15 protein-coding genes and 1 pseudogene are annotated in these 15,054 nt (G+C 55.2%); 4 read left to right on the top strand and 12 right to left on the bottom strand.

Features of this window, described 5'->3' with window-relative positions; genetic code table 11:
- Positions 1–206: 206 nt before the first annotated feature.
- Both BK662_RS13380 and BK662_RS13375 read left to right on the top strand, forming a co-directional pair.
- Entirely contained in the window at positions 207–524 is a 318-nt protein-coding gene (locus tag BK662_RS13380; protein WP_123358455.1) for a DUF7693 family protein, read from the top strand.
- Positions 525–608: 84 nt separating this feature from the next.
- On the top strand, positions 609–818 hold the full coding sequence (locus BK662_RS13375; protein WP_123358454.1) for a hypothetical protein: 210 nt from the start codon (positions 609–611) through the stop codon (positions 816–818).
- A 141-nt stretch (positions 819–959) separates the two neighbouring features.
- Here the strand turns inward: BK662_RS13375 and BK662_RS34790 are convergent, their stop codons facing one another.
- The 3 genes from BK662_RS34790 to BK662_RS13360 form a co-directional block, all read right to left on the bottom strand.
- Positions 960–1,157, bottom strand: coding sequence for a hypothetical protein (locus BK662_RS34790; protein WP_259695911.1), 198 nt, complete (start codon positions 1,155–1,157; stop codon positions 960–962).
- A 298-nt stretch (positions 1,158–1,455) separates the two neighbouring features.
- The gene (locus BK662_RS13365; RefSeq protein ID WP_185047122.1) at positions 1,456–1,638 is read right to left on the bottom strand and encodes a DUF2934 domain-containing protein; all 183 of its coding nucleotides are present in this window, start codon (positions 1,636–1,638) and stop codon (positions 1,456–1,458) included.
- Positions 1,639–1,704: 66 nt separating this feature from the next.
- Positions 1,705–2,124, bottom strand: coding sequence for a hypothetical protein (locus BK662_RS13360; protein ID WP_123358452.1), 420 nt, complete (start codon positions 2,122–2,124; stop codon positions 1,705–1,707).
- A gap of 250 nt (positions 2,125–2,374) precedes the next feature.
- Between BK662_RS13360 and BK662_RS13355 the strand changes: the two genes are divergently transcribed.
- On the top strand, positions 2,375–2,596 hold the full coding sequence (locus BK662_RS13355) for a hypothetical protein (protein ID WP_123358451.1): 222 nt from the start codon (positions 2,375–2,377) through the stop codon (positions 2,594–2,596).
- A gap of 220 nt (positions 2,597–2,816) precedes the next feature.
- Here BK662_RS13355 and BK662_RS35265 read toward each other — a convergent pair whose 3' ends face one another.
- From BK662_RS35265 to BK662_RS13310, 7 genes are all read right to left on the bottom strand, one after another.
- Complete coding sequence (locus BK662_RS35265) at positions 2,817–3,107, bottom strand: hypothetical protein (RefSeq protein ID WP_123358450.1); 291 nt, start codon at positions 3,105–3,107, stop codon at positions 2,817–2,819.
- 1,136 nt (positions 3,108–4,243) lie between these two features.
- A complete protein-coding gene (locus tag BK662_RS13335; protein WP_123358447.1) occupies positions 4,244–4,594 on the bottom strand; it encodes a copper-binding protein in 351 nt (116 codons plus the stop codon).
- On the bottom strand, positions 4,591–7,749 hold the full coding sequence (locus BK662_RS13330) for an efflux RND transporter permease subunit (RefSeq protein WP_123358446.1): 3,159 nt from the start codon (positions 7,747–7,749) through the stop codon (positions 4,591–4,593). Before BK662_RS13330 ends, BK662_RS13335 begins: the two co-directional genes overlap by 4 nt.
- Positions 7,746–9,230 (bottom strand): efflux RND transporter periplasmic adaptor subunit, encoded by a 1,485-nt coding sequence (locus BK662_RS13325; RefSeq protein ID WP_123358445.1) that lies wholly within the window; start codon positions 9,228–9,230, stop codon positions 7,746–7,748. The genes BK662_RS13330 and BK662_RS13325 overlap by 4 nt, the downstream gene beginning before the upstream one ends.
- Positions 9,227–10,483: a TolC family protein gene (locus tag BK662_RS13320; protein WP_123358444.1), complete on the bottom strand. Its 1,257-nt coding sequence runs from the start codon at positions 10,481–10,483 to the stop codon at positions 9,227–9,229. The genes BK662_RS13325 and BK662_RS13320 overlap by 4 nt, the downstream gene beginning before the upstream one ends.
- Positions 10,484–10,583: 100 nt before the next feature.
- The gene (locus BK662_RS35260; RefSeq protein ID WP_123358443.1) at positions 10,584–10,925 is read right to left on the bottom strand and encodes a hypothetical protein; all 342 of its coding nucleotides are present in this window, start codon (positions 10,923–10,925) and stop codon (positions 10,584–10,586) included.
- A gap of 352 nt (positions 10,926–11,277) precedes the next feature.
- Positions 11,278–12,240 carry an SDR family NAD(P)-dependent oxidoreductase gene (locus BK662_RS13310; protein ID WP_123358442.1) on the bottom strand — a complete coding sequence of 321 codons (963 nt, stop codon included), beginning with the start codon at positions 12,238–12,240 and terminating at the stop codon, positions 11,278–11,280.
- A 124-nt stretch (positions 12,241–12,364) separates the two neighbouring features.
- On the opposite strand from BK662_RS13310, the gene BK662_RS13305 reads away from it, so the two are divergent.
- Complete coding sequence (locus tag BK662_RS13305) at positions 12,365–13,285, top strand: AraC family transcriptional regulator (protein ID WP_123358514.1); 921 nt, start codon at positions 12,365–12,367, stop codon at positions 13,283–13,285.
- 9 nt (positions 13,286–13,294) lie between these two features.
- On the opposite strand, the pseudogene BK662_RS13300 reads toward BK662_RS13305, so the two are convergent.
- Positions 13,295–13,501 (bottom strand): annotated as a pseudogene (locus BK662_RS13300) (transposase domain-containing protein); the annotation flags it as partial.
- Positions 13,502–13,583: 82 nt separating this feature from the next.
- Positions 13,584–14,813: a group II intron reverse transcriptase/maturase gene (gene ltrA / locus BK662_RS13295; protein WP_221179105.1), complete on the bottom strand. Its 1,230-nt coding sequence runs from the start codon at positions 14,811–14,813 to the stop codon at positions 13,584–13,586.
- Positions 14,814–15,054: the final 241 nt, after the last annotated feature.

Here is a 15,054-nt window from a genome sequence, read left to right as displayed (position 1 = left end):
CAGTGAGACCGCATGGGCCTGGGCCAAATAGCTGGCCAGTACCGTAAACGCCTTGATGCCCAGTTCCGCCGCTAAGCGCTCGATCGCTTCGAGCGCTGGCAAATGTTCGCGGTCTAGCAAGATCAGGCGAAAACCGAGTGAGGCTCTTTTCAAGTTTCGAAAACTAAACTGCAACGCCGATCGTTAACCAAGTCGACAGGAAAATTTTGAACGCAAAATCCTCTCTCACCGCCCGTGATGTCTACCAGGTACTGAAAGACGTCGCGCTGGGCACACGCATAATGCATCGGGCCTCTCTGCAAACTTGGAATGAGGTTTACAACGGTCTCATGACTGTTGAGATCGATGGCTGGCTGCTCACGCTTTTCAATGACGGCGGCACCTTAGATTACTGCGAGGATTGCAGATCGCCTGGTGGTCGCGTCGGGACTGTTGAAGACTGGCAACGCTATGGCACGGATCCAGTCGAACTATTAAGTGGCTGGGAACGAGAGCAGCTTGAGCGCCTGCTAAACGCGCTCTGACTACGCGTGTCATCAATAGCCGAGCGAAAGATCCCACCAAATTATTCTACTGCTACGCTGTCCTTTTTTCATGGAGGAATCGTGATGCCAAACTCTGACCTACTCCCTTCCCTGCTTTATAAGATCAACGAAAACCAGCAAGCCCTTGAGGCTGCAATCATGGAACTGACGCTCTGGGCCGAGCAGCGTGGATCGGGTGAGGTTGGAGGCAACGTGCGTGGTGCGCTAGACACGATCAGAACAAATGAAGAGTTCATCAATATGACGCTCGCTGTGTTGATGGCACCGGAGTGATCCTTCCAATACGTAGAAGAAGCCTGTTGAGTAGCTGGATTTGCGTCTTGGGAGACGGCAGCCATATGGGCTTTGATTCGCTGCGACCATTAAAAGCGAATGCGCGCCGGAGGCATCCATCTCGCTCAAACAAAAACCAATTCACAGCACCAGTAGCGTCTCGTGGATCTCAATGGTCGGAATAGCTTCTTCCTTGCGCTTACTGGCAAGCCAAATCCTTGTTTTGCTCACATCGAAAATCTGCCCCTGTTCCATCAGCGTCAACACGAGCGCATCTGAAACCCGATAGTGACCACAGGCCGGACAATCCGTCTCCACCCTCGTGCTCAACATCTCCATCGGACGCTTTGAACTGAGCCCCCGAGCCGGCGCGCTCATACATTCCGTTGCAGCGATGACGTCATCCTCGAACAGGATCTAGGCTTTCTCAAAGACAGCAATCAATGCCACCAAGCGGTCGCTTTCAATGGTGCTGAAGCGTCCCGTTTTTGCCCTACGTGCTGGTGGGCGGGTGACCTGTTGTGAGTTAGCAGGAACAGTCAAATTGCCACTCTTTTGGAGCGTCATAGACGCCATCACCAACAGCGGAATCGCACGAGGTAAACGTATCGGAAGTGGAGTGAAGAACCCCTAGTCATCAGCGATCAACGCGGCTGGCTTCGCCTTTTGCCGGCCACTCACTATCAGTAGCTTGACGTGTGGCTTCTGTCTCAAGCTGTTCTTGCGCAAGTCGCCAATAAAACTCTTCAGATCCTTCCCGACGACCATCTTTTTCCCACAACTCATAAGCTCTTTCTCGGACTTTCGAATCGTCAATCATTGTCATTCCTCTCTGAGTCGCTATTTGATCCTGGTTCTTAAACTAGCTGATCCCAAAGGTATGTGCTCATGGCTCATCCTCAGCTTTGGCTAGCAGAGCGTCATCCGCGAGAGGTTCAAGCAGCGCCTCGGCAATCTCGCCAAGCTTGCCCAACGGGTGATCACAATTGCCCAGCAGTTCTGCTGTAGCAGTCTTGTCGGCATGTCCTCGCTCGGCGGTGATGATCAGCCAGCCCAGCGCTGAGGTATGCACCTCGTTATCGGCAAGACGATTGTTCACGTACTCATCCACTGCCAGGGCAAATTCCTCAGCAGTCACGCCTTGTTGAGGACGCATGCGACGTTGGAACGACTCGCTGTTGCCGCGCAGAAGTTCTTCCGCTGCGTTGTAGAGCCAGTCCGCCCTAGCGGCGTCCTGCGGGCTTTCGCTCACTAGAGGGGGATGATGACGCTCATGTTTTAACGGGGAAAAATGTGTTGTGTTCATGATCGTCTCCAGAGCGAGCACGAAGGTCGTGGCGCGAGGCCTTATTGCCGAGGAATCAAATACCTTTTATCCATATTGACCGTAGGCGTTGCGGCAGAGTCCATCGGCGATGCGCCCTTACGTCAGTCCAATCAGGCTGCCAAAACGATGCATACACACTATCCAAACACCTTTTACTGATCGTCCTCACCTTCGAACTTCACGGATTCCATGGGGATCTACCGAAGCACACACCTAATGGTCTTTTGTGATGAACGACATTCGCAAAACCCAAGCACTGGCATCGTGGGAAAAACTGTTTAACCAGCCTGAGATTCGGATGGACGCAGAAGAGCAGTACGAGGCACTGCTGCATCTCGCGGATGAATTTGAAGATCAGGATTTTATCAGTCCACAAGAACGAGCAAGGCTCATCGAGAAGGCAACCGCCCTCTACGCACGATCTATCAAGGGTATAGGCGAAGGCACCTAGCGCTCGCCTAAACTCCCCTGCCCCGACAAAAGGCTCGAAATAATTCGAACGTCAAAATGCGGCCAGGACTGATGAGGCGCCGGACTGAGCGCTGCAACAGAATTTGCTACTCCGTCCTTGATCTTGGGGGTACAAGAAAGCAGCTTGGGTGAAGGATGATGGGACGTCACTTGACGTCTGATCAGATGACCAGGTGCCTACCAAGCTGCTGTTATGAGAGCTAGGCTACATGCCTTTCTGTCTGCTTGAGACTAATCGCGAGCCGCCTTGCACACCCTACGCCCCAAGCTAAAGCACGAGTCATTGATTCGCCCGGTCTGGAATCAAATGCCTCTTCATGCAAAGCCATACCGCTTGCCGCATACACGCCGATGAACATTTGGGTGATTCCCGAGGGCGACAGCCTCACTTGGACATCAATGAACGTGCCATCGTCTAACGTCTCATCGTGTGTCCGATGGTGAAGTGCTGGATCAGCCCATTGCCAAAACACATCCCCACGAATTCGCATTCCGCATCCTCCTACGACTTTAGTCTTAGTTATCGGAAAATTCACCTTAGCGCAGCGAGGCAGTGACGCAACGGGGTGCGTCAAGATTGAATGATAAATCGGACAATTGGCCATGATTCCTGTACACGGCCAGAAATTCTGTACAGGTTATTCGCTCTTCTTTTTTAAGGTCGAGGGCATGAGAGGGTTATGCCAGAAATTTCGGCACCGGGATCGATGACAGCATCAGTACCTCCATCAGAAAAACCTAAAGCTTAGCCGGGCCCTGCTGGCCCGAAGCATCGACTAAGGGAAAAATGCATCAGCATGCCACCTACTCTGATCCAGTCTCCGCGCAAAGACGAGCGCATTGCACTGTCATAAATTGTCTCAGCTCAAGCCCGTCCCGTTCTTGAAATCACCTCCTTTTGCCGGTACTTGTAGGACACCAATGTCATGCACGGAAAGCAACTATGCACGCAAGATTCAGAGTGATTGAAACCACCACACTGGACGATGGCAGCAAGCGATACAGAGTTGTAGATCTCGTAGAGGGAGGTTCAGCCAGCAAGCATGGCGTGTTCAAGGTTAGGACGAAGGCAGAGGCTGTTTGTTCGCTTCTGAATGCCGAGCATCCACGTCAGAGTGGTGTAGGTCGTGCTTCCGCGCGCTCCTGATCCACGCGTTTCGGAAACCGCGCCCCTGATGACGATGCGGGAGTGAATGCTTATAGCGAAATCACGGATTCCCGTTCCGAAAGGACGCTTTGAAGCCGCTCAAGGTTAAGCCGCTGACCCTCTCCCTCGGCTTCTTCTCGGGTCTGATAGGTAGTCTTCAGACGAAACTTCTCCTCATTGTCATAGAGGTTGAAGCCTATAGGTGCAATCGGACAGTAGAAGCGCGATCCGTTGCGCATTGATTCCGTTTCCGTTGGGATTGCAGGGACAACAACAAATCTCGAAATCATCTTCACACCCTCACCAAGCCCCCCCTTAACTATTAGCGGCTAGCCCGAACACTCTGCTCAGCGGATCCCTGACCGTGGTATTCGCACTTGCTCTGCCATGCTTGTGGCGTGGGCTGGGCTGGGCTGGGCTGGGCATAGACGGTAGAAACCGGCGCGACAGAGCGTGCCGGTAATTTTCATCACTACAGTCTCATTTTTTAATGGACACAATTGTTGCTGTGCCACCCTCCAACCGAAATGAAAACGACACTCGGTCTCCAGCCGTCAGCCCTGTCAGCTGATCCTCCGTCACGGAAAAAGCCATAGTCATCGGCGGCCATTGCACGGCTGGAACAGCTCCGTGGGAAATGGTTACCGTATGCTTCGCAGGATCGATCGCCTTGATCGTTCCCTCGGCGTTAGCGACTGGAGCTTGTTTTGTATCCTGCTTCATCTGCATGCCCTCCATACCGTCCATTTTCATGCCTGGCATGTCCTCCGCGTGGACAGAAAGTGAAAGCGCAAATACGGTGCTTGTAACTGCAATCAGGGTCAGTTTCATACGACTTCTCCTTGAGGGTTGAGGGGTTCAACTGAGAGGTGCCGGCGACGCATCAGGCGATAGGCTGCCGGAATGACAAACAGGGAAAGCAAAGGGGCGGTGACCATGCCGCCCACCATGGGTGCAGCGATGCGGCTCATTACCTCGCTACCGGTTCCGCTGCCCAGCAGAATGGGTAACAGACCCGCAATGATGACCGCAACGGTCATGGCCTTGGGGCGAACGCGCTGCACAGCACCTTCGCGAATCGCCGCCAACAGCCCGCGCTCAGAGCTGTCGCCGAGCTCTTCACGCTCAGCCCAGGCGTTCTTCAGATAGAGCAGCATGATCACGCCAAATTCGGCAGACACACCGGCTAAGGCAATAAAACCGACCCCGGTGGCGACCGAAAGATTGAATCCCAACAGATAAAGGAACCATGCACCGCCCGTCAGTGCGAATGGCAGCGTGGCCATGATCAGCAAGGCCTCATCGAAGCGCGCGAACGTCAGGTAGAGCAACACGAAGATGATCAACAACGTGGCGGGCACTACCAGTTTGAGCCGTGCGTTGGCCCGTTCGAGAAACTCGAACTGTCCCGAGTAGCTCAGGCTCATGCCGGGCTGAAATTTGACCTGCTCGCTGACAGCTCGCCGCAGGTCGGCTACCACGGATGCGATATCGCGCCCGCGCACGTCGATATACACCCAGCCCGAAGGGCGTGCATTTTCACTCTTGAGCATTGGCGGCCCGTCCGTGACCTTGACCTTCGCCACCGTGCCGAGGGTGATCTGGCTACCTAGCGGGGTATAGATTGGCAACTGTTCCAAGGCACCGAGTGAGTCCCGCCATTCACGGGGATAACGGACGTTTATCGGGAAGCGTGCGAGCCCTTCGATGGTCTCTCCGACGTTTTCACCCCCTATAGCTCCGGCCACAATGGACTGCACATCGGCGATATTCAGTCCGTAGCGGGCTGCGGCTTTACGGTCGATATCCACGTCGATATAGCGGCCACCTGTCAGTCGCTCGGCCAGAGCCGAACTGACACCAGGCACGTCTTTAGCCACTCGCTCGACTGCCTGAGTTGCTGCATCGATCTCCGCCAGGTTGGTGCCAGCAACTTTCACGCCGATGGGACTTTTGATCCCGGTCGCCAGCATGTCGATACGGTTACGAATCGGCGGTATCCAGATATTGGTTAGTCCCGGGACTCGTACCACTCGATCCAGCTCTGCCACCAGCTTTTCCTGGGTCATGCCTGGACGCCATTGCTCATGTGGTTTGAACTGGATGGTGGTCTCGAACATCTCCAGCGGTGCCGGGTCGGTGGCAGTTTCAGCACGACCTGCCTTGCCGAAGACGTGTTCGACCTCTGGCACGGTCTTGATCAGTCGGTCGGTCTGTTGCAGCAGTTGCGCGGCCTTCTGCGCCGACAGTCCCGGCAAAGCTGAAGGCATATAGAGCAGGTCACCCTCGTCCAACGGAGGTAGAAACTCACCACCTAGTTGAGAGATCGGCCACACCCCGCTGACAAATACCAATAATGCGACCAGCAGTGTGAGCTTTGGTCGACGCAAGACCGTGTCCAGGGCTGGCTGATAGATCCGAATCAACCACCGGTTCAACGGGTTCTGTTGTTCACTGGGAATTCGTCCTCGAATCCAGTAGCCCATCAGCACCGGCACCAAGGTCACTGACAATCCCGCCGCTGCAGCCATGGCATAGGTCTTGGTGAAAGCCAGTGGGCCGAACAGCCGCCCCTCTTGCGCTTCCAGCGTGAACACCGGAATGAACGACAGGGTGATGATCAGTAAACAGAAAAACAGTGCCGGGCCTACCTCTGCGGCTGCTTCGGTCATCACGTGCCAATGACGCTCGCCCTTCAGCTCCTCCCCTGGATTGGCCGCGTGCCAAGCCTCAACCTTTTTGTGGGCGTTCTCGATCATCACCACGGCGGCATCGACCATGGCGCCAATGGCGATGGCTATCCCGCCCAAGGACATGATGTTGGCGTTGATGCCCTGGTAGCGCATGACGATGAAGGCAATCAATACACCAACCGGCAAGGAGATGATCGCCACCAGCGATGAGCGCAGGTGCCAGAGGAAGATCACACACACCAACGCGACGACGATGAACTCTTCGATGAGCTTGTGGCTGAGATTTTCCACAGCGCGGTCGATCAGCTTGCTGCGGTCGTAGGTTGTGACGATTTCTACGCCGGGCGGCAAACTGCTTTTCAGTTCGTCGAGCTTGGTCTTGACCGCAGCGATGGTTTCGCGAGCGTTCTTGCCGCTGCGCAAAATCACCACGCCGCCGACGGTCTCGCCTTCGCCGTCGAGTTCAGTGATACCGCGCCGCATCTCCGGGCCCAACTGGATCGTGGCGACATCGCCAAGGTTCACCGGCACGCCACCCGCACGTAACTTAAGCGGGATTGCCCGAAAGTCATTGAGCGTCTTCAGGTAGCCGGACGCGCGCACGATGAACTCGGTCTCTGCCATCTCCAGCACGGCCCCACCGGTTTCCTGATTGGCCTTGCCTATAGCTTCGGTTACCTCAGCCTGGGTGATGCCGAGGCTGGCCAGTTTCAGAGGATCAAGTTGAACCTGGTACTGCTTGACCATGCCGCCCACGGTGGCGACTTCCGCAACGTTGGGCAACGTCTTGAGTTCGAACTTAAGGAACCAGTCTTGAAGTGCTCGAAGCTGCGCCAAGTCATGTCCGCCACTGCGATCAATCAGTGCGTACTGAAAGATCCAACCCACCCCCGTTGCATCCGGCCCTAACGCCGGTTTAGCGCTCGCTGGCAACCGACTTTGTACTTGACTCAGATACTCCAACACCCGCGAGCGGGCCCAGTACAAGTCGGTACCGTCTTCGAACAACACATAAACAAAGCTGTCGCCGAAGAAGGAGTAACCTCGCACGGTCTTTGCTCCCGGCACCGAGAGCATGGTGGTGGCCAACGGATAGGTCACCTGGTTTTCGACAATCTGCGGTGCTTGTCCAGGATAAGGGGTGCGGATGATCACTTGCACATCGGAGAGATCCGGCAGCGCATCGATGGGCGTGCTCTGCACCGACCAAATGCCCCACGCCGTGACAAACAATGTCGCCAGTAGCACCAGGAATCGGTTGGCTACTGACCAACGAATCAGGGCAGCGATCATGGCTGGCTCCCCGATTTATCCAGGCGCTCAACACGCAAACCATCATCGGTTTGGCTCACCGCGATACGAACCTTGTCACCCGCTTTGAGGCCCTGCATCAGAGCCGGATTGGCGAGTGGGAAAGTCATCGTCATTCCAGGCATGCCCAGCGTCTTAAAGGGGCCATGGGCGAGCGTGACTTCTTTGTCGTTGAGCTCGACGATCTGACCATCTGCTTCATGAAAGCTGGAGCCTGTTGCGCTGGGTGGTGACTCTTTCTCCGAGCTGGCAACAATGCCTTTAAGACTGGCCTCCGAGTCGAGCAGGAACTGGCCAGACGTAACCACCTTCTGGCCTTCTTCCAGACCTTTCAATATTTCCGTCTTGCCATCGCTTTCCTGTCCGAGTTGCACCTCCACTGGACGATAGCGACCGGCGTCTTCAGTCAGCATCACCAGCGCACGGCGACCGGTGCGAATGACTGCTTCGCTTGGCACCCAAAGCACACTTTGCTCAGTTGAGCGGTTCAGGCGTACCTGTGCCGTCAAACCTGGTCTAAGGCGCCCATCCGGATTGGGTAGTTCCACTCGCACACGGAGGGTGCGGCTGTCCGGATTAGTCTCGGGCAAAATCGCGCTGATCTTGCCATTGAGCATTGTCCCTGGGAAGGCTGGCAGACGCGCTTCGACCGCCTGCCCCACGGTAATCGACCCGGCATCTGATTCAGGAACGGCCACGGCTAGCCAGACACTGCCCAAACCATTGACGCGTGCCAAGGTGTCTCCGGTCGCCACGGTCATACCCGCACGTACATTCAGTTCTTGCAGCACACCACCAATGGGGCTTGTGAGCGTCATGTAGGGCTGAACCTTACCACCACGCTCTAACTGAGCAATCAGTGTTGCCGGCATCCCTGTGAGCCTCAGTCGTTGGCGGGCGGCAGCCAACAAGTCAGCATCACCGTTGCGCTTAAGGGCAAGGAACTCTGTCTGGGCGGCTGCCCACTCGGGCACCAGCATATCCGCCAACGCCGCATTGGGCTTGAGTACATCGCCAGGAGCATGCGCATAGACCCTCTCCACAAAGCCAGTGGTGCGAGCCTGAATCACAGCGACATCACGCTCGTCGAATCCCAAGATTCCTGTGACGTCGAGATTGGATTCAAAAATTCCACGGGTGACTTTCGCAAAACGCAGACCGAGATTCTGAGACAGACTCGGATCGATACTGACGGTCGCACTATCTCCTGCACCGCTGGCGTACTGAGGAACCAGCTGCATGTCCATGAAAGGGGATTTACCCGGCTTATCGAACTTTTGCTGTGGGTACATGGGGTCGTACCAATACAGGGCTTTGCGTTCGTCCGGGGAATTGAGGCTCTGCTCCGGGGTGGTACTTGGTACTCCGCTCATGCGCTGATGCGCGAACCAGTAACCACCGGCAACACCGAATGCCAACGAAATGCCCACCAGCAATGCCCCATTCCATTTTTTGAGGTTCATTGGCTGGACTCCCCATAAGCAAAATAAAGACGCGCACTGGTCAGCGCTCGCTGCTCTTCCACGTCGATCTGTTTGAGACGGGCCTCGATAAGCTCACGTCGGGCGGTAACAACGGCGTTTAAATCGCCTTTGCCGGCACGGTAACTGGCCATGGTGAGTTCGACCTTTTCCTTGGCCAACGGCAGCAAGCTTTCCTGGTTTCGGCGCACGGCACGATTCAGGCGCTCATAGTCAGCCAGTTCGTTTTCCAGTTGCTGAGTGTGCTCGCGTGACAGGGCTTCTCGCTCGGCCTCAAGCTGGCTGAGCTCAGCCTGTTTGGCCGCGATTTTGGGGTTTTGGCGAGAGTCAGGAAACAGTGGCAGATCCCAGGAAAACTGCACGCTGACCATGTCGCCAAACTCACGGCCACGGTGCTGGTAATCCAGTTCCCAGCTCCAGTCGGACTGTTTCTCCGACACGGCTTCACGAACCTTGGCTTGCGCTTCGCGGGTCATCGGCGCAAACGCTGCCAACTCGGGATGGTGTTGCAGTCTATGAGAGTAGCTTGCAATATCGACAGGCCATTCAGGCAAGCTGCCCATAGGCTTGTCATTAGCGGCGGAGCCAATCCAGCGCTTGAGGGCGGCTCGTGCTTGCGCTCTCTGGAGAATCAGATCGTCCTGTTGCTCCGCCAACTGAGCCGCTTCTTGCTTGGGTGTCACTGCGTCGGCGGGTTGAGCGCGCCCACCGGCAATTTGGGCCCGGACGGTATCGGTCAGCAGGCGATTTTCTTTGTAGAAGTCCTGGAACAGCGCATCTTTGCGCTCAATTGAGTAGCTGCTGATCCAAGCCAATGCCGTGGATTGGCGAACTTTCAAACGCTCTATCCTGCGCTCCGCTACAGCTCGATCAATGGCCGCATCGGCAGTTTCAATGCGTGCTTTACGCTTGTCGCTGTTGGGCATTTCCTGCCTGACCCCAACCATTTGCATGGTCATGAAGTCTTGCTTGAGACTCCAGCGATCCTGACCGCCAATGGGGTAGTTCTGCACGCCCACCAGGAGTTTGGGATCAGGTAATTCACCAGCAGGGATGGCTGCACTGCTGGCAGCCTGAATTTTGGCATCTTGCGCGGTCAGCGACGGCGCATTGTTTTCAACCAGCCGCAACGCTTCGTCGAGTGTCAATGCGGCAGCCAGGCTCGGCAATGCCAGCATGCTCGCCGCGAGGCCGGACAGGAGAGTCCAACCTGTGCAATAGCACTTGGAGTTCATGTTTACGATTCCTGGTGATCATCCACTGCACACATCAAAAGACATGCGCACAGCTAGTCCATCCCGTTAATGTGGAATGAGGCTCAATGTGGGACAGGAATCAAACGCGAGGCGGTCGCCATACCCCGGACGGAGTCTGTATGGGTAGGGAATCGCTGGAGAAGGAAAGCACTACATGACTAAATAGGGTTACAGGAGGCTTGAAGATCGAGACTTGCAGCATGCCGCCTGTTTTGCATTCCTGACCCGGCTTACACGGTTTGCCGTGCTCGGAAGGGCTTTTTATATCGTTACAGCAGTCCATCCCCATGTCGTCCATCATTGCCATGCCCATCGTCTTCATTGGACAAGGTTCTGTCGGTGCCTGAACGCCCGCCATCCCGCTGAGGGGAAGCGCCAAGCTAATCATGAAGATGATGCATAACCGCAGATAGCGTTTCATCGGTGGAGTGTAGTCGCTGCAAATGGCTCTTACAAAAGGACACGGTCAGACTGTCGTCAAAGTTCGACTTTGAAAATAAAACCCAAAAGGAATTAAGCCAGTATTACGTATAGAAAATAGACGTAAATGACCAGGTATCGACACGTCTGAACGTAACCGGCCAGCGAAGTCGCCTTCCCTAACCCGTCCAATGCGGATGAACTACTGTCCGCCCAGGATCTTTGTCTGGTTCTTCCGTCGTGCGCGACAGCGGCGGCGACTCGATGGACGGTTTCTGCGATGCGCAGCCGATGTAAAGCTCTCTAGCCACGAACAAAGAGCAGCGCAGATATGGACGCTCTATCTCGATCACTCATTTCCTTTCAAAAGCGTCAATCCCGGTAAGTTGAGCGGATAGCGCCCAAAGACGTTCGGCTTGATCAGGGTCGGCGGCATAAGGCCGGACGCCGACAAAGGATGGTGGTTCGCTTGCGTCCAGCGATGCGATCTCACAGTCCTCACAATACAAACCTCCCATGCCATTTAACTGCAGAGCTGTTGCGGCCCAAATTTGGGTGGCCGCGCCCTGCTGCGTCGTCTTGAAAGTCGGGTCGGCAAGGTGGCCGTTAACGTCTAGCCAGCCGGCGGCAATCATTTCGTCCTGCGCCAGATGACGCTGGAGCGGTGTGAGAATCTTGCCGGGATGAAGGGAGAAAGCACGGACACCCTCGTGTTGACCAAGCCGATCAAGGTGGACAGCAAACAATGCATTGGCCGTCTTCGACTGCCCATAGGCCAACCACTTGTCGTAGCCCTGCGTGAATTGCACATCGTTCCAGCGGATACCCGATTGGTGATGGCCTGCCGATGACACTACTACCACCCTTGCACGACCCTTGAGCGCAGGCCATAGCAAATTCACGAGGGCGTAGTGCCCCAGATGATTGGTAGCGAACTGTGCCTCCCAACCCGCCCCTACGCGGGTTTCCGGGCAAGCCATGATTCCCGCGCTGCCAATCAGGATGTCGATGTGTCGGTCGCTTGCCAGGAAACGGTGTGCGAAGTCATGCACGCTGGTCAGGTCGGAAAGATCCAGTCGCTCGATTTCCACATTAGGGATTCCGTTAGTCTTTGCGCGAGCAGCTTCAACATCACGTGCTGCGACAACGACACGCGCGCCCGCATTGGTCAGTGCCCGTGTCGTCTCCAGGCCCAGGCCGGAATGGCCCCCAGTCACAATGGCGGTGGTTTTGGATAGATCGCACCCTTCAAGTATCTCTGCTGCGGTTGTTACCGCTCCGAAACCCGAGTGGATGGGAGACTGTTTGCTAGTCATGGCGTGTCCTTGTGCATCTGACATGGAATAGGGGCAAAACCCACGATCACCATTGTCTAGACTAGACTTAGGACTGTGAATGCAGCAAAGTCCAATTATCTGTCGAGATCGTCCTATACAGCTTATGGATCCCCTGTCCGAAGCCCTCTCCCTCCTAAATACTCATAGCTCTTTTTTTGCAGGTCTGAAGGCTGGTGGAGACTGGGCCGTCGACTTTCCGCCACCCGACGGCATCAAGTTCAATGCAATCCTTGAAGGGACTTGTTGGCTAGTGGTGGAAGGCGTGGAGCAACCTATCCGATTGACGGCCGGAGATTGCTTTCTTTTGCCACGTAAGCGGGCGTTTTCACTCCGCAGCGACTTGGCATTTCCGGCCATCCACTCGGATGCGATTTATCGCCATGCCGTCAATGGCATCGCCAGTTGTGGGACAGCCGATGCGTTTTTCCTAATCGGGGGACGTTTTGCCTTCGGTGAGGAAGCCCGCCTTCTATTTGACGGATTGCCTCCCGTCGCCGTCATCAAAAGTGGTTCGGATCAAGCTTCCGTGCTGAATTGGGCCTTGCAGCGTATTGCTCATGAACTCACCAATCCGTCTCTTGGTAACTCGATTGTGGTTCAGCATCTCGGCCACATCATGCTAGTGCAGGTTCTACGAATTTATTTGATCCAAGAAGGAAATAGCGCGCCGAGTTGGTTGCTTGCTATATCTGATCCACGTATCGGGGCGACCATTCAAGCCATTCATGCCGATCCGGCGCGTTCTTGGACGGTCGAGAACCTTGCCAAAATCGCGGGGGTTTCTCGCTCGACCTTCGCTTTGCGATTCAAGCAAAAATCTGGTGTCGCCCCTTTAGAGTACGTCTTGCGCTGGCGCATGCAATTAGCTACGAGATTGTTGAAAACAAACCACACCACCATTTCGTCCATAGCACAAAAGCTGGGCTATGACTCCGACAGTGCATTTAGCCACGCTTTCAAGCGCATTATGACGTGTTCGCCTCGTGAATACAGAGAGAGAGTGGCTTCCATATCCCAGCATTAGGGCCGATCTTCAGTAGGCTGACGAGGCACATGCTTTGATAAGTAAGGTAGGTATCCATTGATGTGGCAGCAGCAGCTCGATCTCACTGGCTCGCTGCGTCGGCAACCGCGTCAGCACATCCTTGAGATACGCATACGGATCATGCCCATTCATGCGGGCTGACTGGATCAAGCTCATGATCGCCGCCGCCCGCTTACCGCTGCGTAGCGACCCGGCGAGTCGAGTCAGCCGAAGGGAGTTTCACCCCTCGGCTGCTCACAGAACCGTACGTGATAGTCTCCCGTCATACGGCTCTTGATCACACATTCGATGCACGTAGTAAATACCAATGCGCGAACAGCTCCGGGTTCTCTTTCCGAACAAGACGCAGCCGATGCTCCGCTTGACGTATAGAGATTCGGTACTTGCTCTTCATCCATTTGAGCAGGCGCGATTGCAACGCGCTCCACAATCGATAGCTGAAGTTTCTGTACCAGAATTTACCATAGTATTCGATCCATCCTCGAATCACAGCATTGTACCTGCGAGAAAAATCCCTCAGGTCATCAGTCGTGGATCGATGGATGCGCCAGTGTTTGATCGTGTCTACCATCCTGCGCATCGCCTTCATCGACGCTCCCGGCATGCACTTACGAAAGAGTTCGCCTTTGGAGTTCTTCAGGGTTCGCACCTTGAAGTCATATCCGAGAAAGGTGAAGCTAGTCGCAACGTTGTGCCGCTCGAATGTATCGATGTAGACAATCTTCGACTTTTCTTCGTTGATGGTCAGGCCTACTTCACTCATCCGTCGCGTCAGGCTCTCCCTGATTCGAACAGCCTCGCTCATCCTTGTGCAGTGAATAACAATATCGTCGGCATACCGTTCAAACGGCACGCCGCGATGCGTCCTGTCCATCCAACGATCAAAGGCATAATGCAGGAATAAATTGGCTAACAAGGGCGAGATCACACCCCCTTGAGGTGTCCCTCGTCCCCGCTCCTGAAGCAATCCCGTCTCACTCTGCATCGGCGCTTGCAGCCAGCGTCGACAGTACAAGATCACCCATTTCGGCATCTGGTGATGTTCCAGAGCCTTGATGATCAGGTCGTGCCCAACGTGGTCGAAGAACGCGCTGATATCCACTTCCAGTACCCAGTTCTTACGACGGCACCGAATGGAACATTGACGCAAAGCATCGTGGGCCGATCTTCCGGGTCTGTACCCATACGAGTCAGGATGAAAAATCGGATCGATCACAGCCTCCACATATCTTTTCACCGCGCCTTGAGCTACCCGATCAGAGACCGTTGGGATGCCAAGGATGCGCTCCTTGCCGTTGTCTTTCGGAATGCGCTTTTCCCGTACAGGTGGCGGGAAATACGACCCTGAGCACAACCGGTTCCAGATGCGGTAGAGGTTATGATCGCGCTGCCGATCAAAGTCCGTGAGCGTCCGACCATCACAGCCCGGCGCGCCACGATTGCGGCGTACATCCTGATACGCCATCCACACCAGCGACTTCGGTATCTCGAATGCTTTTCGCGGCACTAAAACGTCATCCTCGTTTGAGTTGTGTCCCGCACAACGAAAGTGATCCCCACCCCTTCGCTCCATTCCCATTACAGGTCTTTCATCACTACTACGGGTGAGTCCGTCCCTATCCCCACGATACGTGCCGAGGATAGGTTCTCACGTTCCCCAAAATGGCCTGGCTCAAGTTCTTGCTGCCTTAACAACGGGCGCCGTGCAGTCGGTAGACAGGTGTCCTCTGCACTTCTCGGGGCCCGGC

The sequence above is a fragment of the Pseudomonas frederiksbergensis genome (assembly GCF_003732275.1).
In the GTDB taxonomy this organism is placed as follows: Bacteria; Pseudomonadota; Gammaproteobacteria; order Pseudomonadales; family Pseudomonadaceae; genus Aquipseudomonas; species Aquipseudomonas frederiksbergensis_H.
Note: the sequence above shows the minus strand (reverse complement) of the source record. Positions and strands in the feature narration are given on the sequence as shown.

What these genes read in the sequence shown, in the direction of transcription:
- BK662_RS13355 (WP_123358451.1), top strand. Translation starts at nt 2,375, where the DNA reads ATGAACGACATTCGCAAAACCCAAGCACTGGCATCGTGGGAAAAACTG.
- BK662_RS34790 (WP_259695911.1), bottom strand. Translation starts at nt 1,157, where the DNA reads ATGGAGATGTTGAGCACGAGGGTGGAGACGGATTGTCCGGCCTGTGGT.
- BK662_RS13335 (WP_123358447.1), bottom strand. Translation starts at nt 4,594, where the DNA reads ATGAAACTGACCCTGATTGCAGTTACAAGCACCGTATTTGCGCTTTCA.
- BK662_RS13365 (WP_185047122.1), bottom strand. Translation starts at nt 1,638, where the DNA reads ATGATTGACGATTCGAAAGTCCGAGAAAGAGCTTATGAGTTGTGGGAA.
- BK662_RS13325 (WP_123358445.1), bottom strand. Translation starts at nt 9,230, where the DNA reads ATGAACCTCAAAAAATGGAATGGGGCATTGCTGGTGGGCATTTCGTTG.
- BK662_RS13320 (WP_123358444.1), bottom strand. Translation starts at nt 10,483, where the DNA reads ATGAACTCCAAGTGCTATTGCACAGGTTGGACTCTCCTGTCCGGCCTC.
- BK662_RS35260 (WP_123358443.1), bottom strand. Translation starts at nt 10,925, where the DNA reads ATGAAACGCTATCTGCGGTTATGCATCATCTTCATGATTAGCTTGGCG.
- BK662_RS35265 (WP_123358450.1), bottom strand. Translation starts at nt 3,107, where the DNA reads ATGCGAATTCGTGGGGATGTGTTTTGGCAATGGGCTGATCCAGCACTT.
- BK662_RS13330 (WP_123358446.1), bottom strand. Translation starts at nt 7,749, where the DNA reads ATGATCGCTGCCCTGATTCGTTGGTCAGTAGCCAACCGATTCCTGGTG.
- BK662_RS13375 (WP_123358454.1), top strand. Translation starts at nt 609, where the DNA reads ATGCCAAACTCTGACCTACTCCCTTCCCTGCTTTATAAGATCAACGAA.
- BK662_RS13305 (WP_123358514.1), top strand. Translation starts at nt 12,365, where the DNA reads ATGGATCCCCTGTCCGAAGCCCTCTCCCTCCTAAATACTCATAGCTCT.
- BK662_RS13360 (WP_123358452.1), bottom strand. Translation starts at nt 2,124, where the DNA reads ATGAACACAACACATTTTTCCCCGTTAAAACATGAGCGTCATCATCCC.
- BK662_RS13310 (WP_123358442.1), bottom strand. Translation starts at nt 12,240, where the DNA reads ATGACTAGCAAACAGTCTCCCATCCACTCGGGTTTCGGAGCGGTAACA.